18 protein-coding genes are annotated in these 18,746 nt (G+C 72.2%); 7 read left to right on the forward strand and 11 right to left on the reverse strand.

Going from position 1 to position 18,746, the window contains the following annotated elements:
* Positions 1-57: 57 nt before the first annotated feature.
* Positions 58-1,536: an ABC transporter permease gene (locus ACIRPU_RS03875; protein ID WP_403861212.1), complete on the reverse strand. Its 1,479-nt coding sequence runs from the start codon at positions 1,534-1,536 to the stop codon at positions 58-60.
* A 223-nt stretch (positions 1,537-1,759) separates the two neighbouring features.
* Here ACIRPU_RS03875 and ACIRPU_RS03880 point away from each other — a divergent pair, with 223 nt between their 5' ends.
* Entirely contained in the window at positions 1,760-2,956 is a 1,197-nt protein-coding gene (locus ACIRPU_RS03880; RefSeq protein WP_403861215.1) for a D-alanyl-D-alanine carboxypeptidase family protein, read from the forward strand.
* A gap of 344 nt (positions 2,957-3,300) precedes the next feature.
* Here the strand turns inward: ACIRPU_RS03880 and ACIRPU_RS03885 are convergent, their stop codons facing one another.
* Positions 3,301-4,143 (reverse strand): SDR family oxidoreductase, encoded by an 843-nt coding sequence (locus ACIRPU_RS03885; protein ID WP_403861218.1) that lies wholly within the window; start codon positions 4,141-4,143, stop codon positions 3,301-3,303.
* Positions 4,144-4,301: 158 nt separating this feature from the next.
* Here ACIRPU_RS03885 and ACIRPU_RS03890 point away from each other — a divergent pair, with 158 nt between their 5' ends.
* Entirely contained in the window at positions 4,302-5,942 is a 1,641-nt protein-coding gene (locus ACIRPU_RS03890) for an alkaline phosphatase D family protein (RefSeq protein ID WP_403861221.1), read from the forward strand.
* Between the two features lie 24 nt (positions 5,943-5,966).
* On the opposite strand, the gene ACIRPU_RS03895 is transcribed toward ACIRPU_RS03890, so the two are convergent.
* From ACIRPU_RS03895 to ACIRPU_RS03905, 3 genes are all read right to left on the reverse strand, one after another.
* Complete coding sequence (locus ACIRPU_RS03895) at positions 5,967-6,953, reverse strand: small ribosomal subunit Rsm22 family protein (RefSeq protein WP_403861224.1); 987 nt, start codon at positions 6,951-6,953, stop codon at positions 5,967-5,969.
* Positions 6,954-7,026: 73 nt separating this feature from the next.
* Positions 7,027-8,193 (reverse strand): serine hydrolase domain-containing protein, encoded by a 1,167-nt coding sequence (locus tag ACIRPU_RS03900; protein WP_403861227.1) that lies wholly within the window; start codon positions 8,191-8,193, stop codon positions 7,027-7,029.
* Positions 8,148-9,467, reverse strand: coding sequence for a multidrug effflux MFS transporter (locus ACIRPU_RS03905; protein WP_403861230.1), 1,320 nt, complete (start codon positions 9,465-9,467; stop codon positions 8,148-8,150). The genes ACIRPU_RS03900 and ACIRPU_RS03905 overlap by 46 nt, the downstream gene beginning before the upstream one ends.
* Positions 9,468-9,554: 87 nt before the next feature.
* On the opposite strand from ACIRPU_RS03905, the gene ACIRPU_RS03910 reads away from it, so the two are divergent.
* From ACIRPU_RS03910 to ACIRPU_RS03920, 3 genes are all read left to right on the forward strand, one after another.
* Positions 9,555-10,556, forward strand: coding sequence for a Gfo/Idh/MocA family oxidoreductase (locus tag ACIRPU_RS03910; protein ID WP_355703056.1), 1,002 nt, complete (start codon positions 9,555-9,557; stop codon positions 10,554-10,556).
* Between the two features lie 45 nt (positions 10,557-10,601).
* Positions 10,602-11,234: a TetR/AcrR family transcriptional regulator gene (locus tag ACIRPU_RS03915; RefSeq protein WP_403861234.1), complete on the forward strand. Its 633-nt coding sequence runs from the start codon at positions 10,602-10,604 to the stop codon at positions 11,232-11,234.
* 130 nt (positions 11,235-11,364) lie between these two features.
* Positions 11,365-12,102, forward strand: coding sequence for a bifunctional DNA primase/polymerase (locus ACIRPU_RS03920; protein WP_355703058.1), 738 nt, complete (start codon positions 11,365-11,367; stop codon positions 12,100-12,102).
* A gap of 131 nt (positions 12,103-12,233) precedes the next feature.
* On the opposite strand, the gene ACIRPU_RS03925 is transcribed toward ACIRPU_RS03920, so the two are convergent.
* From ACIRPU_RS03925 to ACIRPU_RS03945, 5 genes are all read right to left on the reverse strand, one after another.
* Positions 12,234-13,259 carry a hypothetical protein gene (locus ACIRPU_RS03925; protein ID WP_403861237.1) on the reverse strand — a complete coding sequence of 342 codons (1,026 nt, stop codon included), beginning with the start codon at positions 13,257-13,259 and terminating at the stop codon, positions 12,234-12,236.
* The gene (gene efeU / locus ACIRPU_RS03930) at positions 13,198-14,091 is read right to left on the reverse strand and encodes an iron uptake transporter permease EfeU (RefSeq protein ID WP_403861240.1); all 894 of its coding nucleotides are present in this window, start codon (positions 14,089-14,091) and stop codon (positions 13,198-13,200) included. The genes ACIRPU_RS03925 and efeU overlap by 62 nt, the downstream gene beginning before the upstream one ends.
* A 3-nt stretch (positions 14,092-14,094) precedes the next feature.
* Positions 14,095-15,342, reverse strand: a complete 1,248-nt coding sequence (gene efeB / locus ACIRPU_RS03935; RefSeq protein ID WP_403861243.1) for an iron uptake transporter deferrochelatase/peroxidase subunit — start codon at positions 15,340-15,342, stop codon at positions 14,095-14,097.
* Positions 15,343-15,357: 15 nt separating this feature from the next.
* A complete protein-coding gene (efeO, locus tag ACIRPU_RS03940) occupies positions 15,358-16,497 on the reverse strand; it encodes an iron uptake system protein EfeO (protein WP_403861246.1) in 1,140 nt (379 codons plus the stop codon).
* Between the two features lie 189 nt (positions 16,498-16,686).
* Positions 16,687-16,884 (reverse strand): hypothetical protein, encoded by a 198-nt coding sequence (locus ACIRPU_RS03945; protein ID WP_403861249.1) that lies wholly within the window; start codon positions 16,882-16,884, stop codon positions 16,687-16,689.
* A 43-nt stretch (positions 16,885-16,927) separates the two neighbouring features.
* On the opposite strand from ACIRPU_RS03945, the gene ACIRPU_RS03950 reads away from it, so the two are divergent.
* Positions 16,928-17,572, forward strand: coding sequence for a PhzF family phenazine biosynthesis protein (locus tag ACIRPU_RS03950; protein ID WP_385565454.1), 645 nt, complete (start codon positions 16,928-16,930; stop codon positions 17,570-17,572).
* A 123-nt stretch (positions 17,573-17,695) separates the two neighbouring features.
* Positions 17,696-17,920, forward strand: coding sequence for a hypothetical protein (locus ACIRPU_RS03955; protein WP_403861253.1), 225 nt, complete (start codon positions 17,696-17,698; stop codon positions 17,918-17,920).
* 74 nt (positions 17,921-17,994) lie between these two features.
* On the opposite strand, the gene ACIRPU_RS03960 is transcribed toward ACIRPU_RS03955, so the two are convergent.
* Entirely contained in the window at positions 17,995-18,642 is a 648-nt protein-coding gene (locus ACIRPU_RS03960; protein ID WP_403861256.1) for a heme oxygenase (biliverdin-producing), read from the reverse strand.
* Positions 18,643-18,746 lie beyond the last annotated feature (104 nt).

The raw sequence follows: 18,746 nt of genomic DNA on the forward strand, positions 1-18,746 counted from the left end.
TGCGACGGGGGGTGCGAGGGGATGCGACGGGGGTGACGACCGGTCGCGACGCGCGGGCTAGGAGACGCTGCGCAGGGCGTCCGCCGGGCGCATCCGGGAGGCGCGCCAGCCGCCCATCGCGCCGGCGATCAGACCGCCGGCGACCGCCAGGCCCACCGCGAGCGCGATGGTGGTGACGGAGACGGGGGCCGAGAGGGCGATCTCCATCGTGTTCGACGCGGACTGCTGACCGGGGCCGCCGCCGCCGGGGCCGCCGCCCATGCCGCCACCGCCGCCGGTGCTGCCGAGCTCGGCGGTCAGCTTCGGGCTGATCGCGGTCACCGTGTAGGCGGCCGCCAGGCCCAGGCCGATGCCGAGGGCGCCGCCGAGGAGGCCGTTGACCATGGACTCGCCGACGACCTGCCGGGTCACCCGACGGCTCGGCCAGCCGAGCGCCTTCAGGGTGCCGAACTCGCGCACCCGGCGGGACACGGCCGAGGAGGTGAGCAGCGCGGCCACCAGGAACGCGGCGATGAGGACGGCGATCGACAGCCACTTGCCGACGCTGGTCGCCAGGTTGGAGGCGGTGGAGAGGGAGCCGGAGACGGTCTCCGCGAGGTCGGCGGAGGTCGTCACGGTCGTGCCGGAGATGTTCTTCTGGATCGTCGCCTTGACGGTGTCGATCTGCTGGGAGTCGGTCGCCTTGACGTAGATCGTGGTGACCTGGCTCGCCGCGTCGCCGAGGGTCTGCGCCTGCTTCAGCGGCAGGTAGACGTCCGTGGTGGAGTCGCTGCTGTCGGGCGTGGCGATGCCGATGACCTTGTACTTGGTGCTGGAGATCGTCAGCGTCGAACCGACCTTGTACGAGTTCTCCTTGGCGTACGACTTGCTGACGACGGCGACCTTGGCGTTCGCCTGCGCCGAAGTGAACGTCACGCCCGAGGAGATCTTCGAGCTCGCCAGCGGGCCGAGGTCCTGGTTGGTGACGTCGACGCCGGCCACCGCGTACGAGTTGACGTCGAAGGAGGCGCCGCCGCCCTGCACCTGCGGGGCCGCGGTGGACCCGCCGCCACTGCCGCCGCCGGGAGCGCCGCCCTGGCCGCTGTTGCCGCTGGTTCCGCTGGAGCTCTGCGCCTTGCCCTGGGTGAAGGAGCCGTCGACCTTGGTGACGTTCAGGGTGAGCGCGCCGACCGCGGCCGCCACGCCCTTCTGGTCCGCGACCTGGGTGACGAGCGCGGCCTTCAGGACCTGACCGCCCTGCGTCGACACCCGGTCCGAGCTCTGCTCGGTGTCGTCGTCGTCCTCGCCCTTCGCGTCGAACTCGAATCTGGGGCCGCCGGAACTGTTGGCCGTGGGCGCCGTACGGGCCTTGGTGACGGTCATGTCGGTGCCGAGTCCGTACAGCGACTGCAGGACCTTGTCCTGCGCCTGTGTCATGCCGGCCGACACCGAGTTGACGGTGATGACCAGCGCGATTCCGAGCGCCAGACCCAGTGCGATGACCAGGGCGGCCTTCTTGCGCCGGCCCAGTTCACGCTTGAGATAGATGCCAAACATCCCGTTCCCTAAGGTTCTTGGCGCCCGCTGTGGGCGCGGCCACAACCTAGGGAGAAACCTTTGAGTCGTCCTGAGTAAAGGATGTGTAAGAACTGAGAATGCGGGCGGCCGGATCAGAATTCCTTGAGACAGCTGATTCCTAGGCTGTGGAGGGGCTTTTCCCAGGTGGCAGCGGTTGAGTGGGGATTTCCTTTTTCCCCGAATCCCCTTGTACGGTCCCGCAGTGCACGCATTCTCGCGCCCTTCCCCGCGCCTGTCCCGGCGCTCCCTGCTGGCCCTCGCGGGCGCCGCGGCCACCGCGCCCCTGACCGCCGCACCGCTCGCCGCGACACCCGCCGCGGCCGCGTCCGACGTGGTGGTCGGCGGCGCGCGGCTCGTCGCCGACGGCGTCCAGGTGAACGGGGGCGGCGCCCTGCCGGGGAAGCTCACCGCCCGGGCCTGGCTGCTCGCCGACCAGGACAGCGGCGAGGTGCTCGCCTCCTACCGCGCGCATCTGCGGGTCGCGCCCGCCTCCACGCTGAAGATGCTGTTCGCGGACACCCTGCTGGACAGGTTCGAGCGCACCGAGCGCTACCTGGTGACCGACGCGGACCTGGCCGGCATCCCGTCCGGCTCCAGCCTCGTCGGCGTCAGGGCCGGGGTCGCCTACACCGTCGAGCAGTTGTGGCAGGGCGTGTTCCTGCGCTCGGGCAACGACGCCGTGCAGGTGCTCGCCCGGATGAACGGCGGGGTCGCGAAGACGGTCGCCGAGATGCAGGCGCGAGCGGTCGACCTCCAGGCGCTGGACACCCATGTCGTCAGCCCCGACGGCTACGACCACGAGGGCCAGCTGTCCTCCGCCTACGACCTCGCCCTCTTCGCCCGGCACGGTCTGCGCCACGCCGACTTCCGCGCCTACTGCGGCACCAAGGCCGCCAGGTTCCCGGCCGAGGGCGGGAGGACCCTCCGGATCGAGAACACCGACCGGCTGCTGTCGGGCACGTACGGGGTGACGCCGTACCCGGGCATGATCGGCGTGAAGAACGGTTTCACCAGTAACGCGGGCAACACCTTCACCGGCGCCGCGACCCGCGCGGGGCGCACCCTCGTCGTCACCGTGCTGCATCCGAAGAGCGGTCACAACGCCGTCTACGAGGAGACGGCCGCGCTGCTCGACTGGGGCTTCGCGCAGGGGAGTTCGGCGCGCGCGGTGGGCACGCTGGTCGAGGCGTTGAGCGAGGGCGGGACCAGGGCGAGCGGGTCGTCCGCGGACGGGGCGCCGCATGCCGGGGCGAAGGCCTCGTCGGCGGGGGACGGCGGCGGTCCGGACGGCTGGGGCGTGCTCGGCGGGGCCGCGAGTGCGGTGGCGCTGCTGGCGGGCGGGACGTACGCGCTGCGCCGACGTCGGCGACGTTCCGGCGAGGCGCCGCCCGCGAGTTGATGGTGCGACAGCCGTCCCACGGCCCCGGTGCGTACCTCGCGGTCCCGGCGAGGTCCACCCCCACCCGGTGCCATGGGACGGCTGCCCCTCCCCCTCGATGTGGCCTGTGGTCGTCCCGCGTGGAGCCAGGGTGCGGAACTGTCGTGCCTCAAGTGTGAAGTTCTCGTGGAGAAGAGTTGAGCATAAGTCCGCCACCGGCCGCAATGGTGCGGACGGAGAAACTCCGCTTGTGCAGGTTGAGGAGTTGACGACCTGTGGGCGGCCGGTGTGCCGCCCATCGCCTGCCCATCGCCCACCCGCGGCCCACCCGCGGCGCGCCCTCGGCCCGTCTTGGATGCGCGCCCTCAGCCCCGCCCCACGTACGGCATCGCCGTCGCCAGCACCGTCGCGAACTGCACGTTCGCCTCCAGCGGCAGCTCCGCCATGTGCCGCACCGTGCGCGCCACGTCGGCGACGTCCATCACCGGTTCCGGCGCGGTGTCGCCGCTGGCCTGCAACGCGCCCGTCCCCATCCGTGCCGTCATGTCGGTGGCCGCGTTGCCGATGTCGATCTGTCCGACCGCGATGCCGTACGCCCGGCCGTCCAGCGAAAGGGACTTCGTCAGGCCGGTGAGGGCGTGCTTGGTCGCCGTGTAGGGCGCCGACTGCGGGCGGGGCGTGTGCGCCGAGACGGACCCGTTGTTGATGATCCGGCCGCCCCGGGGATCCTGCTCCTTCATCTGCCGGTACGCCCCCTGCGCGCACAGGAACGCCCCGTTGAGGTTGGTGTCCACCACGTGCCGCCAGGCGTCGTAGGGGAGTTCCTCGAACGGCACGCCACCCGGCCCGAACGTGCCCGCGTTGTTGAACAGCAGGTCCAGCCGCCCGAAGCGGTCCCGCACGGCGTCGAAGAGGGCCGTCACCTCCTCCGGGCGTGAGACGTCCGTCCGTACGGCGAGACTCGGGCCCTCGGGCGCCAGCGCGGCCGTCGCCTCCAGGGTCTCGGCGCGCCGCCCGGCCAGCGCCACCGACCAGCCCGCGCGCAGCAGTTCCACGGACACCGCGCGTCCGATCCCGGAACCGGCGCCGGTGACGATCGCGATCTTCGTCCGCCCGGCGGACCGGCCGGCGGCCTGGGGGGGCCTGGGGGCTTGGCCGGCCTGGGTGTCCTGGGGGATCTCGGCGTTCTGGGCGTTCTCGGCATTCATGGGCCCGCAGCGTACGGGAGCCCCGCACCTCGGATCCGGAATGCGGAACTCACGCGTCCGACATCCGACTGTTGTGTACGCGCCAACCTGGCGACGCTCCCGAGCCGTCTCCGGCCACTCCAATGCCTCCTGTCGCCATTTTTCTGGGGAGGACCGGAATGACACCCGCAGCCCACCAGTCCCAACACACCCCCGAACTCCGCGCCACCGCCCGCCACGTGGGGCGCCGCCGCTTCCTCACCGGCACCGCGGCCGCCGCCGCGCTCGCCTTCACGGTGAACCTGCCCGCCGCCGGCACCGCCGCCGCCGCCGAACTCGACCCGGCACGGCTCACCGACGACCCCTTCACCCTCGGCGTCGCCTCCGGCGACCCGCTGCCCGGCTCCGTCCTCCTGTGGACCCGCCTCGCGCCCCTCCCGTACCAGGCGGACGGCGGACTGCCCGCCGAGCGGATCACCGTGCACTGGGAACTGGCCCGCGACGAGACCTTCCGGCGGCCCGTCAGGCGCGGCACCGGCGTCGCGCACCCGGAGTTCGGCCACAGCGTGCACGTCCAGGTCGACGGCCTCGAGAACGACCGCGTGTACTACTACCGCTTCAAGGCGGGCACCTGGCTCAGCCGCACCGGCCGCACCCGCACCGCCCCCGCGCCCGGTGCCAAGGCGAGCGCCCTGACCGTCGGCGTGGTCTCCTGCCAGCGCTACGACCAGGGCTACTTCACCGCGTACAAGCACCTCGCCGAGGAGGACGTGGACCTCGTCCTGCACCTCGGCGACTACCTCTACGAGTACGCCGTCAGCGGCGTCGGCGGCGCCCGCGCCTACCCGGCCGGGACCGTGCCGACCGTCTACAACCACGAGATGGTGACGCTGGACGACTACCGCCTCAAGTACGCGCTGTACAAGTCGGACCCCGACCTGCTGGCCGCGCACGCCGCCCACCCGTTCGTCGTCACCTGGGACGACCACGAGACCGAGAACAACTACGCGGGCGCGGTCTCGGAGAACGACGACCCCGCCGAGGAGTTCCTCATCCGCCGGGCCGCCGCCTACCGCGCCTACTGGGAGAACCAGCCGCTGCGTCGCCCACAGCTCCCCGACGGCCCCGACCTCAGGCTCTACCGGCGCCTGCACTGGGGCCGGCTCGCCCAGTTCGACGTCCTCGACACCCGCCAGTACCGCTCCGACCAGGCGTACGGCGACGGCTGGAAGGTCCCGGGACCCGAGTCGCAGGACCCGGCCCGCACCCTCACCGGTGACACCCAGGAGCGGTGGCTGATCGACGGCTGGCACCGCTCGCGCGCCCTGTGGAACGTGGTCCCGCAGCAGGTCACCTTCGCCCAGCGGTACAACTCCACCACCGCGCCCTCCCAGGTCTCCATGGACTCCTGGGACGGCTACCCGGCCTCCCGCGAGCGGATCCTGACCGGCGCGCAGGCCGCCGGCGTCGAGAACCTGATGGTCCTCACCGGCGACGTCCATGTGCACTACGGCTTCGACATCAAGCGGGACTTCGCCGACCAGACGTCGAAGACGGTCGGCACGGAGATCGTCACCTCGTCGATCTCCAGCGGCGGCAACGGCTCGGCGAAGCCCGCCAACTGGGCCACCTTCATGGCCGCCAACCCGCACCTGAGGTTCTACAACGGCCTGCGCGGCTACGCGACCGTCTCGCTCGGCCGCGACCTCGCCCGCGCCGACTTCAAGACCGTCCCCTACGTCACCACGCAGGGCGCGCCCCTCACCACGGCCGCGTCGTTCGTGACCGAGGTCGGCGACCAGGGGCTCAAGCCCGCCTAGGACACGACGACCGGGTCACCGGGCTCACGGGGCCGGCGGCCAGGCGTCGCCCCAGTCGGCGTCCCGGGCCGCCCGGTACAGGTCGCCGTGCTTCTTCGTCACCGTCGTACGGCTCAGCCGCTCCTCGGTCTCGCACAGGTCGAGGAGCACCTGGCCCTTGCGGATCTGCGGCCGCCGGACCACCCGGGAGGGGACGGGGGAGACGGGGAAGCGGGCGGCCGCGACATAGCTGAACTTCTCGTCCTCGTAGGGCAGCGAGCCGCCCTTGACCTGCCGGTGCAGGGAGGAGCGGCTGACCCGCGCCGAGAAGTGGCACCAGTTCGTGCCGGGCACGATCGGACAGGCCGCGCTGTGCGGGCAGGGCGCGGCGACCCGGAACCCGGCGGCGATCAGCCGGTCCCGGGCCTCGATCACCCGGGCGTAGCCGTCCGGGGTGCCCGGCTCGACGATCACCACGGCCTGCGCGGCCGACGCGGCGGCGTCCACCAGCACGGCCCGGTCGGGGGCGGCCAGCTCGTTGAGGACGTAGGAGACGGTGACCAGGTCCGTGGGGTCCAGGGCGAGGGCCGTGCCGATGCGGGCGCGCTGCCAGCGGGCGTCGCGCAGCGCCGGGTTCGCGGCGGCGATCTCGCGGCCGAGGGCCAGGGCGGGCTCCGCCCAGTCGAGCACGGTCACCGGGCGGGTCCCGTCCCAGGTGGAAGTCACCGCCCAGGTCGCCGCGCCGGTGCCGCCGCCGACGTCCACATGACCGCCCGGCGACCACTGCGGCACGGCGTCCGCGAACGCTTCCAGCGCGGACCGCACCGCCTCGAAGGTCGCCGGCATCCGGTACGCGGCGTACGCGGCCACGTCCGCGCGGTCGCGCAGGATGGGGGCGTCGGTGGGGGTGGCGCCCCGGTAGTTGGCGATGAGCCGCTCGACGGCCTGCCCGGCCTGCTTGGGCGGCAGCCCGTCGAGCAGGTCCGTCAGGGCACCGCGGAGGGTCTCGGAAACGGATACGGAGACGTTCACCCCCGGATTTTCTCAGGTCCGGGCCACTGCCCTCACCGCACGGCCCTCACCGCACTGCCCTAGCCGCCCACCCTCACCGCACCGCCATCGCCAGCCGCGTCCCCACCAGAGCCCGTGGCCCGCTGTCCGGCACCCGTCGCCTCGGATGCACCGTGTTCGCCAGCAGCACCACGAACGTGTCCGTCGCCGGATCCAGCACCAGCGAGGTCCCCGTGAACCCCGTGTGCCCCGCCGCGCCCTCGCCCGCCAGCTCGCCCATGAACCACGACTGGTCCACCGCGAAGCCCAGCCCCGGCGGGGTCAGCAGGAGTTCCACGAAGTCGGGGCCGAGGATGCGGGCGGGACCGTACGAACCGCCCGCCAGCAGGGTGCGGCAGAACACCGCGAGGTCATCGCCGGTGGAGAACAGCCCGGCGTGACCGGCCACCCCGCCCAGCGCCCAGGCGTTCTCGTCGTGCACCACGCCCCGCAGCATCCCCCGGTCCGCCTTCGCCCACGGCCGCCGCTGGTCCTCGGTCGCCGCCGCGCCGGGGCACGGGCCGAAGTCGGTCGAGGTCATGCCCAGCGGCCGGGTGATCCCCTCCCGCACGAGGACGTCGAGGGTGCGGCCGGTCAGACGCTCCAGGAGCCGCTGGAGCAGCAGCATGTTCAGGTCCGAGTACATGTACGTGCCCGGTGCGCCGACCGGCGTCTCCGCGCGTAGCAGCGCCCAGCGCCGGGCGTCGTCCGCGCAGTCGTACAGGGGCAGCTCGGGGCGCAGCCCGGAGGTGTGGGTGAGGAGCTGGCGGACGGTGATGCCATGGGCGGCGGCCGCGTGGAAGTCGGGCAGATAGGCGCCCACCCGCGCGTCGATGCCCAGGGTGCCGCGCTCGATCTGCTGCACCGCCGCCACCGAGGTGAACAGTTTGGTGAGGGACGCCAGGTCGAAGGGGGTGTCGACGGTCATCGGGATCCGTGCCCCGGCCGGCAGCTCCACCCCCGCGTCGGCCGCCGGGTCGTACGCCGAGTACCGCACCGCCCAGCCCACCGCCTCCCGCACGGCGATCACCGGGCCGCGTCCGGCCAGCACGACGGCGCCCGCCGCCCAGGGCCGGTCGCCGGTGGTGAGGTCCACGACGTCACGGACGAGGAGCCGCGTCTCCGCCGGGTCGAGCCCGGCCCGTTCCGGTGTGTCGACGCGCAGTTTCGGTGCGCTCAGTTCGCTGCTCCTTCCGCGCCCGCCTTTGTCCAGGGACGGCACATTCCCACGAAGCAGGCCGACGCCACCAGTGCGGCGGCCAACTGGACGACGGCCATCGGGACGGCCGTGCGCTCGCCGGCGATCCCGACGAGCGGCGAGGCGATCGCGCCGATGAGGAAGGAGGACGTACCGAGAAGCGCGGAGGCGGAACCGGCGGAGTGCCGGACCCGCGTCAGGGCGAGGGTCTGCGCGTTGGGCAGCGTGACGCCCATCGCGGACATCAGGACGAACAGCGCGGCGGCCACCGGCGCCAGCCCGACCTCGCCGAACACACCCGTCGTCATGAGCAGCAGGGCGGTCGCGGCCAGCACGACCACGGCGAGACCGGCGGCCAGGACCCGGTCCAGCCGGACGCGGCCCACCAGCACCCGGCCGTTGAGCTGGCCGATCAGCACCAGTCCGACCGAGTTCACGCCGAACAGCAGGCCGAACGTCTGCGGGGAGGCGCCGTAGATCTCCTGCACCACGAACGGCGAGGCGCTGATGTACGCGAACAGCGCGGCGAAGGCGAATCCGCCCGTGAGCATGTACCCGGTGAAGGGCAGGTCGCCGAGCAGTCGGCGCATCGAGCGCAGGGCCTCGCCGACCCCGCCCGTGTGCCGCTCGGCGGCGGGCAGCGTCTCCGGCAGCCGGGTCCACACCACCCCGGCCAGCAGCAGCCCCACGCCCGTGAGGAGCACGAACACGCCCCGCCAGTCCGTCGCCCGCAGGATCTGCGCGCCGATCAGCGGCGCCACGACCGGGGCGACCCCGGAGATCAGCATCAGGGTGGAGAAGAACCGGGCCATCGCCACGCCGTCGTACAGATCGCGTACGACGGCCCGCGCGATCACGATCCCGGCCGCGCCCGCGAGCCCCTGCACCAGCCGGCAGGCGACCAGCAGCTCGACGGTGGGCGCGAGGGCGCACAGGGCGGTCGCCACGACGTAGGCGACGAGTCCGGCCAGCAGCGGGCGCCTGCGCCCCCACCGGTCGCTCATCGGGCCGACCACCAGCTGCCCCAGCGCCATGCCGGCCAGACACGCGGTCAGCGTGAGCTGCACGGTCGCGGCCGGCGCGTGCAGGGTGCGGGTCACCTCCGGGAGCGCCGGGAGGTACATGTCCATCGAGAGCGGGGGAGTGGCGGTCAGCCCGCCCAGGACGAGGGTGACGAGCAGCCCCGCCCGGCGCCGGACGGCAAGCGTCGGCCCCGCTCCCTCGCCCGTGCCCGTGTTCGTGCCCCGGTCCGTCGCCGCCTTCGCCGCCGCGTCGGACATGGCCCCGCCCTCCGGCATCCGGCCGCCCCTCCCTCTCGGACATCTGTGCCACCTATGCTCTCAGCTCGAACACACTGCTGGGACGGCACGAGGGCGGGGCAGGGTATGACGACGGACACGGTGCGGTGGGGGATCCTGGCGACCGGCGGGATCGCCGCCGCGTTCACGGCGGACCTGATCGACCTGCCCGACGCGGAGGTCGTCGCGGTCGCCTCGCGCACCGAGCCCGCCGCGAAGGCGTTCGCCGACCGGTTCGGCATACCCCGCGCCTACGGCGACTGGGCGGCGCTCGCCGCCGACGAGGACATCGATGTCGTCTACGTCGCCACCCCGCACGCCGCCCACCGCACCGCCGCCGGCCTCTGCCTGGAGGCCGGGCGGAACGTGCTGTGCGAGAAGGCGTTCACCCTGAACCTGCGCGAGGCCGAGGAACTGGTCGCGCTGGCCCGGCAGCACGACCGCTTCCTCATGGAAGCCATGTGGATGTACTGCAACCCGGTCGTCCGCCGCCTCAAGGCCCTCGTCGACGACGGCGCGATCGGTGAGGTCCGCACCGTGCAGGCCGACTTCGGCCTCGAAGGCCCCTTCCCGCCCTCGCACCGGCTGCGCGACCCCGCGCAGGGCGGGGGCGCCCTCCTCGACCTCGGCGTCTACCCGGTCTCCTTCGCCCACCTCCTGCTGGGCGCGCCCTCGGGCATCGCCGCCCAGGCCGTCCTGTCCGCCGAGGGCGTCGACCTCCAGACGGTCCTGGCCCTGTCCTGGGACTCGGGCGCGCTCGCCGCCCTGCACTGCTCCGTCGTCGGCGGTACGGGCACCACCGCCTCCGTCACCGGTTCACGCGGCCGGATCGACATCCCGTCCGGCTTCTTCCACCCCGACCGCCTCGTCCTGCACCGCGACGGGCGTGACCCCGAGGAGTTCGCAGCCGACCCGGCCGACGGACCCCGTACGACGTTCCGGCACGAGGCCCGTGAGGTCATGCGGGCGCTGCGGGCCGGCGAGACCGAGTCCCCGCTGGTCCCGCTCGACGGCAGCCTCGCGGTCATGCGGACCCTCGACACGGTCCGTGAGCGGATCGGCGTGCGCTACCCCGGCGAGGACGCGTGACAGCTCACGAGACGTCCCGTCTCATCCGCTTGGTACCGTCGACCCATGGTCACCCAGCCCGGTAAGCCGGCCCCCGACACCACCCGCCGCAGCGAGCGGTCCCGGCGGGCCATCTACGACGCCGCGCTCGCCCTCGTCGCGGAGATCGGCTACGCGAAGACCACCATCGAGGGGATCGCCGCCCGCGCGGGCGTCGGCAAGCAGACCATCTACCGCTGGTGGGGGTCCAAGGCCGACGTCCTGCTGGAGGCCTTCCTCGACCTCAGCGAACAGGCGGCGCGGGACGCGGGGGCGTCGCAGGAGGAGCCGTACGTCATCCCCGACACCGGCGACCTGGCCGCCGACATCAAGGCCGTCCTGCGGGCCACCGTCGACCAGCTCACCGACCCCCGGTTCGAGGCGCCCTCCCGGGCCCTGGCCGCCGAGGGCGTGGTCAACGAACAGGTCGGCCGCGAGTTCACGGCCAAGCTGATGGAACCCTCCATCCAGCTGTACGTCGACCGGCTGCGCGCCGCCCAGGAGGCCGGCCAGGTCCGCGCCGACCTCGACCCGCGCATCGCCCTCGAGTTCTTCATCTCCCCGCTCGCCCAGCGCTGGCTCCAGTACACGGGTCCGATCTCGTACGAGTACACCGACACCCTCGTCGACTACGCCCTCCACGGCCTCGCCCCGCGTTGACCCCGCACCACATGGGCCACTCTGGCCCCACCCGTCCGCCCTGCCCCGATTCACGGCTAGGGCCCCCCGATGCGCAGGATGGTGGGACCATGAGGCATGCTGTCCGCACCACAGCGAGGCGAGGGGACAGATGAGCGCGGAGTTCGGCGGCCGGACCGGCCTGTGGGGCAAGATCTCGGAGTGGCTGCGCACGAGCGGCCCGACGGAGGCCGCCGACGGCGGTGACCGTGAGGCCCTGCTGGTGGCCGCCGCCGGCGCGGGACTGCCGCTCGCGCCCGCCGCGCACCCGGCCCCCGGCTACGGCTGCTCCTGCGACCGGGTCGGCTGTCCGACCCCCGCCCGGCACCCGGTGTCCTTCGCCTGGCAGACGCAGGCCACCACCGACCGCGCGCAGATCGAGCGCTGGGCCCGCCACCAGCCGCAGGCCAACTTCATCACCGCCACCGGCATGACGCACGACGTCCTCGACGTGCCGCTGGAGGCGGGCCGGCAGGCCCTGGAGCGGCTGCTCGGCTCCGGCGTCGAGGTCGGCCCGGTCGCCGAGAGCGACGACGGCCGCATGCTGTTCTTCACCCTCACCCGCGGCACCCCCGAGGACGAGGACGAGTGGTGGCCGTGCGAGCTGGACTGCCACCCCGAGACCATGGACGAGCATCCCGGTCTGCGCTGGCACTGCCGAGGCTCCTACGTCCTGGTACCGCCCGCCCGGCTCCCCGGCGACGACGGCCGTTCCGTGCACTGGCTGCGCGGACCCGAGCACGAGCTGCCCGACCCGCTGACCCTCCTCGAAACGCTCACGGACGCCTGCGCCCGCCACGCCGGCCAGGAGTCCGACCACGCGACCACGGCCTGGCCCTCGCACCCGTAAGAAGCACGAAGCCACCGAGCCCGTCCGCGCCCCCGCCCCGCAAGGGGGCGCGGGGAACTGCGCGCCCAGCCACGACGCACCCGCAGCGCACGACGCACCCGCAGGTGGCTTGCCAGGCTCCCCGCGGAGCGCTACGCGCCCTTCGCCGCCGTCAGGCCTTCCAGACGGCTGAGCATCGACACCTTGCCGGTCCCCGAGCCCTTCGCCGGGGCCAGGGCGACCTCGTTGGCGACGAACTCCATCGTCAGGGACTGCTTGATCTCACCGGTCGTCAGCGCGGCCACGTTCTTGTTCGGGGTGGGCACGGCGGCGCCCGTCGCGGCCGTCTGCTTCATGTAGTGGTGCGTGGTGAAGAAGACCAGCGCCCCGCCGTCCGCGGTGCGCAGCGCCAGCGGCGCGAAGTCGCCATCGGTCAGCGGCTCGTCGACGTACTGCGTGGCCAGGCCCGGCCTGGTCGCGTTCTTCGTCCGGGTGGAGCGCAGCGCATCGGTGTACGCGCCGGCCGCGAAGGCGCCCTTGCCGCTCCGCAGGTACGCCGTGTAGTCCTTGCTCAAGTCCCCGGGAGCGACGGCCAGTTCGGCGGAGTCGGCCGGCAGGGCCTCGGCGTGGCCGTCCTCGCCCGTCTGCTTGAACTCCGGTACCGAGCCGGGCGCCACCAGCGTCAGATACGTCGCCTGCCACGGCTGCGCCCGCTCGCCCCGGGTGAAGACCATCAACCAGCGTGAGTCGCCGCCCTTGTTGCCCTTCGCGTCGGCGACGAACCAGCGCGGCCAGCCCGCCTTCTCGACGATCGTGTACTTCACGTCCGACAGCACGAGCGGTGTGTGCTGGGGGTTGCCGCCCGGGTTGTTGACCCGGCCCGCCTTCAGCCGCGCCTCGTCGATGATCCCGAGGGCGCCGGTGGTGTAGTCGGCGTCCAGGGAACTGTCGTACGCCGCGTCCGCCTTGTTGTACGCGGCCGTGAACTGTTCGACCGCCTTCACGGCCTCCGCCTTCGTGGCCGCGGGGAGCAGTTCGAGCTCCCCGTGGACCACCACGCAGCCGCTCGCCGTGAGCGAGACGGCGGTGAGCGAAGCCGCTACGAGTGCGTACCGGTCACGTGCGCGGAGCCTTCGACTGCGCGGAACTCCGGTCGTCAGGCTGCGTTCCCTGCTCATCAGGCGACTTCACCTTCCCCTTCCCGGAGGCGAACCCTACCGGGGCGAGGAACAGCGCGAGTGTCGGGACCAGGTACAGCAGCCACACCGTGACCTGGAGGACCGTCGGATCGGGCTGGAAGTTGAACACGCCCTTCAGCAGCGTGCCGTACCAGCTGTCCGGCGGGACGGTGCCGCTGATGTCGAAGGCCAGGCTGTTCAGGCCCGGAATCAGGTCGGCCTCCTGGAGGTCGTGGACGCCGTACGCCAGCACGCCCGCGGCGACCACGACGAGCATGCCGCCGGTCCAGGTGAAGAACTTGGCGAGGTTGATCTTCAGCGCCCCGCGGTAGAACAGCCAGCCCAGCAGGATGGCCGTCGCCAGGCCCAGGGCCACGCCGATCAGCGGACGCGGGGTGCCGTCGCCGGCCGCGTGCACCGACGCCCACACGAACAGGGCCGTCTCCAGGCCCTCCCGGCCGACCGCGAGGAAGGCGGTGGCGACCAGGGCGCCGGTGCCCATCGCGAGGGCAGCGTCCAGCTTGCCGTGCAGTTCCGACTTCAGATGCCGGGCGGTGCGCCGCATCCAGAACACCATCCACGTCACCAGGCCGACCGCGAGGATCGACAGGGAGCCGCCGAGGGCCTCCTGCGCCTGGAACGTCAGTTCCTGGGAGCCGAATTCGAGGACGCAGCCGAAACCGAGCGCGAGCAGCACCGCGACGCCGATGCCGATCCAGATGGGCTTCAGCGCGTCCCTGCGGTCCGTCTTCACCAGGTAGGCGATGAGGATGCAGACGACGAGGCTGGCCTCCAGGCCCTCGCGCAGTCCGATCAGGTAGTTGGAGAACACGGGCTACGCCTCCTTGGAGAACAGCGTCCGGCCCCACCAGTCGTCCGTGTCGCGGACGCCCGGCGGGACGGCGAAGACGGCCGAACCCACGTGCTGGATGTACTCGTTGAGCGCGTCGGACGCGAGGTTGCGCTGGACGCGGACGAACCCCTCGCGCACGTCGCGCTGGTAGGCGAGGAAGAACAGGCCGGCCTCGAGCCGCCCCAGACCGTCGGTGCCGTCGGTGAAGGAGTAGCCGCGGCGCAGGATCGTCGCCCCGTGGTTGGAGTCCGGGTGCGCGAGCCGTACGTGCGCGTCGGGCTTCATCGCCTTCAGGAACGGCTCGTCGCGCTCCTTCGCCTTGCCGACCGGGGCGCCCTCGCCCTTGTCGCGGCCGAAGATGTCCTCCTGCTCCTGGAGCGAGGTGCGGTCCCAGGTCTCGATGTGCATGCGGATCCGGCGGGCGACGAGGTAGGAGCCGCCCACCATCCAGTCGGGGCCGTCCTTCTCGTCGACCCACACGAACTTCTTCAGCCGGTCGGTCTCGGTCCCCGCGATGTTGCGGGTGCCGTCCTTGAAGCCCATCAGGTTGCGCGGGGTCTGCGCGTCGGGCGTCGTGGACGAGGTCTTGCCGAAGCCGAGCTGCGACCAGCGGATGACGACCTTGCCCATGCCGATCCGGGCCAGGTTGCGGATCGCGTGCACGGCGACCTGCGGATCGTCCGCGCAGGCCTGGATGCACAGGTCGCCGTTGCTGCGGGCCGCGTCGAGCGCGTCCCCGGCGAACGTGGGCAGCGCGATCAGCGCGTCGGGCCGCCGGTCGGTGAGGCCGAGTTTGCCGAACATCGACGGCCCGAAGCCGACCGTCAGGGTCAGCCGGGACGGCTTGAGCCCCAGGGCCTCGCCGGTGTCGTCCGGCGGCGCCTCGGCGAGCCCGCCGAACGCGCCCTCGCCGACCGCCTTCCCGGCCGTCATCCGGCGGGCCGCCTCCGTCCAGTCCTTCAGCAGCTGGACGAACTCGGCGCGGTCCGTGGTCGTCACGTCGAACGCGGCGAAGTGCAGCCGGTCCTGCACGGGCGTGGCGATGCCGGCCTGGTTCGCGCCGTGGAAGCCGACCGCGGCGCCCGCGTCGGCGGCCGTCGGTTCGACGTCGTCGCCGGTGCGGGTCATGGCGACCGCGCCGCCGGCCGCGGCGGCGCCGAGCGCGAGCCCGGCACCGCCCCAGCCGATCAGCGAGCGTCGCGTCGGACTGCTGCCCTGGGTCTCGGTCATGTCCTGGCCCCTCGTTTACTTCGCGACGGCGGCGGCGAGCTTGGACAGCGGCTCGGCGAGCGCGTTGACCGCGTCGGACAGTTCCTTGCGATCGGCGGCGCCGACCTTGTCGTACGCGGTGAACGCGTACGAGGACGTGTTCGGGCGGTACTTGTCCAGCAGCGTGTTCAGCGCGGCGAACTGCTTGTCCAGCTCGGTGACCAGGGCCGCGTCGTTCTCCTCGGCGACCGGCTTGAGCAGTTCGTACGACTTCTCGGCGCCCTCGACGTTGGCCTTGAAGTCGACGAGGTCGGTGTGCGAGTAGCGCTCCTCCTCGCCGGTGACCTTGCCGGTGGCGACCTCGTCGAGGAGCTCCTTGGCGCCGTTGGCCATGGAGGTCGGGGTGATCTCGGCCTTGCCGACCCGCTTCTGCCAGTCGGTCAGGTCGGTGGTGAGCTGGTCGGCGAGGGTCTTCTCGGCGGCGGTGATCTTCTTGTCCTGCCAGAGGGCCTTCTCCAGCCGGTGCCAGCCGGTCCAGGTCTGCCCGGCCTCCAGGCCGTCCGCGCGGACGTCGACCTTCGGGTCGATGTCGCCGAAGGACTCCGCGACCGGCTCGGTGCGCTCCCAGCCGATGCGGGAGGGCGCGTAGGCCGCCTTGGCCGCTTCGAGGTCGCCGGCCTTGACGGCCTTCACGAAGGTCGCGACGAGCGGCAGCGTGGCGTCGGCCTGCTCCTGCGCGTACTCGCGGTAGGCGGCGACCGCCTTGTCCAGGCGCGGGTCACGCTTGGCGACCGAGCCGCCGGTGACCTTGAGGTCCTGGCGGATGCCGGTGCCCTTCATGCCGGGCTTGCAGGCGATCTGGTAGTCGCCGGCCTTCACCTCGGCGGTGACCCGCTGCTTGGTGCCGGGGCCGATGTTCTCCCGCTCGCTGACGATCCGGTCGTCCGGGAAGAGGATGTAGACCTCGGTGACCTTGGAACCCTTGTTCTCGATGGCGAGCTCGACGTGTCCGGCGGAGATCTCCTTCTTGGAGGTCACGCACTTGGCGTCGGTGGCGGTCACCCCGATGACCCGGTCGCCGTCTTTCGCGTCGCTCTTCGAGGTGCAGCCGGTGACGGCGGTCAGTGCGGTCACGGCGGTGAGGGCGGTGACGACGGACAGTCTGGCGGCTCGCATTCGGGCTCCCAGCGATGGCTGAATAGTGTCGTGACGCGGCTCACAAGGGTTGGTGAGCCTCGCCTAACTTATCCAAGGCTTACCTGCGTAATACCCGCCCGTGCAGTGATTCAGCTCTCATAGACGCCGTAAGAGCACGAGCGGATCACGGTGACTCAAAACGGACCCCATGAATTGGTCAAAAGAGATTCAAAGATTCCGCTTCGGGCTCACCGGCACGGCTCCCGTCCGGGGGCGCGGAAGCACCTCGACCGGCTGGTCGTGGACCTCCGAGAGCCTTCGCCCGGTGAACACCTCGCCCGCCGGACCGTCCGCCGCCACCTGCCCGGCGCACAGGATCACGACCCGGTGCGCGCGGGCGGCGGCGAGCCCCGGATCGTGCGGCACGACGACCCGTGGAGAGGTCGTCCGGCGGTGCTTCAATTCCCCGGTGACTGATTACGACGTGCTCCGCGTCTTCTGCGCGCCGAACGGCGGCTACGGCAATGAACTGGGCGTGGTCCGCGAAGGTTCGGTGCTGCCGGACCGCGAGGACCGGCAGGACCTCGCGGCGAAACTCGGCTTCGGCGAGACGGTGTTCGTCGACGACCCCGAGCGCGGGATCATCGACGTCTACACGCCCACCCGGCGCCTGTCCTTCGCGGACCACTCGTGCGTGGGCGTCGCCTGGCTGCTCGACGTGCCCGAGCTCGTCACGCCGGCCGGCACCGTGGGCACCCGCCTGGACGGGGAGTTCACCTGGATCGAGGCGCGCGCGGAGTGGGTCCCGCCGTGCGTGTTCCACCGGTACGCCACCGCCGCCGAGGTCGACGACCTGCCCGTGCCGCCGGCCGGCGACTGGATCTACGCCTGGGCCTGGGAGGACGAGCCCGCCGGCCGGATCCGCGCCCGCGGCTTCCCCGGCCGCGGCGACGGCATCGACGAGGTCGAGGCGGCGGGCGCGCCGGCGCTGCTGCTCACCGAGCGGCTCGGCCGTGCCCTGAACATCACCCAGGGCGCGGGCTCCCAGATCCTGACGGCCCCGCAGCCGTACGGGTGGGTGGAGGTGGGCGGCCGGGTGTTCCTGGAGCGCTGAACCCTAGGGCCGATCGCGGGCGTCCGCGTACTTTTACGCGGCCGTACGGGTGGTCTGGCGTGTGCGGGAGGAGACGAACGGGGACCTCTGGGCGTGACCACTGAGCCCCGTGAGAGGAACGCCATGCGTATCCGTTCAGTTCTGGCCGCAACCGTCCTGGGTATCGCCCTCGCCGCCACCGGCGCGACGACCGCCACCGCCGACGAGGGTCCCCGCCAGCACCACGAGGAGCCTCGCGAGCACCACCACTTCGGTGGGGACGAGGGTGTCTGCAGCCCGTACATCGGCGCGATCGACACGGTCTCGGCCGACATCTTCTGGGCCGGCAAGCACTGCGACCGTTTCTGATCAGGCGCCGGGCCTCCTCGCCGTGAGTGCGGCGAGGGGGCCCGCTCCCGTCTCCGTCCGCCCGCGAGGCCGGCTCACGCCGAGAGCGGGAACTCCTCGCCCAGGGCCCGGAAGACGTCGGTGTTGAGCGCGAAGGCGCGCTTGCACTCGCTCACGATCCGCCGCTTCTCCAGGACGTCCGCGCGGACCCCGTCCAGCAGCTCCCGGTAACCCCGCTTGAACGCCGCCGGGTTGCCGATCTCCTCGAAGACGTAGAAGCGGACGCCGTCGCCCTTGCGCTCGAAGCCCCAGGTCCGCTCCGCCTTGTCGCGGATGATCTGCCCGCCGGAGAGATCGCCCAGATAGCGCGTGTAGTGGTGGGCCACGTACCCGGCCGGCCACCGCTCGGCACACTCCCGCACCCGCGCCGCGTACGCCTCGGTCGCCGGCAGTGCCGACATGCCCGACCGCCATCCGGCGCCCCGAAGGTGCGCGAGGTCCCGTTCCAGGGCCGGCAGCCGGAACAGCTCGGGCCGGATGAAGGGCCCGGCCGCCGGGTCCGCGGCCAGCCGCCCGGCGCCGGCCTCCAGCGCCTCGTAGACGAACCAGAGCTGCTCGGTGTAGCGCGTGTACGCCTCGACGCCGAGCCGGCCACCGAGGAGGTCGCTCATGAAGGTCGAGGTCTCGGCCTCCATGTGCTGCTCGTGGGACGCCGTGCGGATGAGTGTCGAGAACGAGTCCATGCCCACATCCTTTGAGGTAAGGCTTACCTAAGTCAATGGGTTCGATGGGTTTGCCGACGGTCTGTCGGTAAAAGCGTACAAGAAAAGACCCGCCCCCAGCAGGG

It is taken from the genome of Streptomyces sp. NPDC102259, assembly GCF_044766465.1.
Lineage (GTDB): Bacteria > Actinomycetota > Actinomycetes > Streptomycetales > Streptomycetaceae > Streptomyces.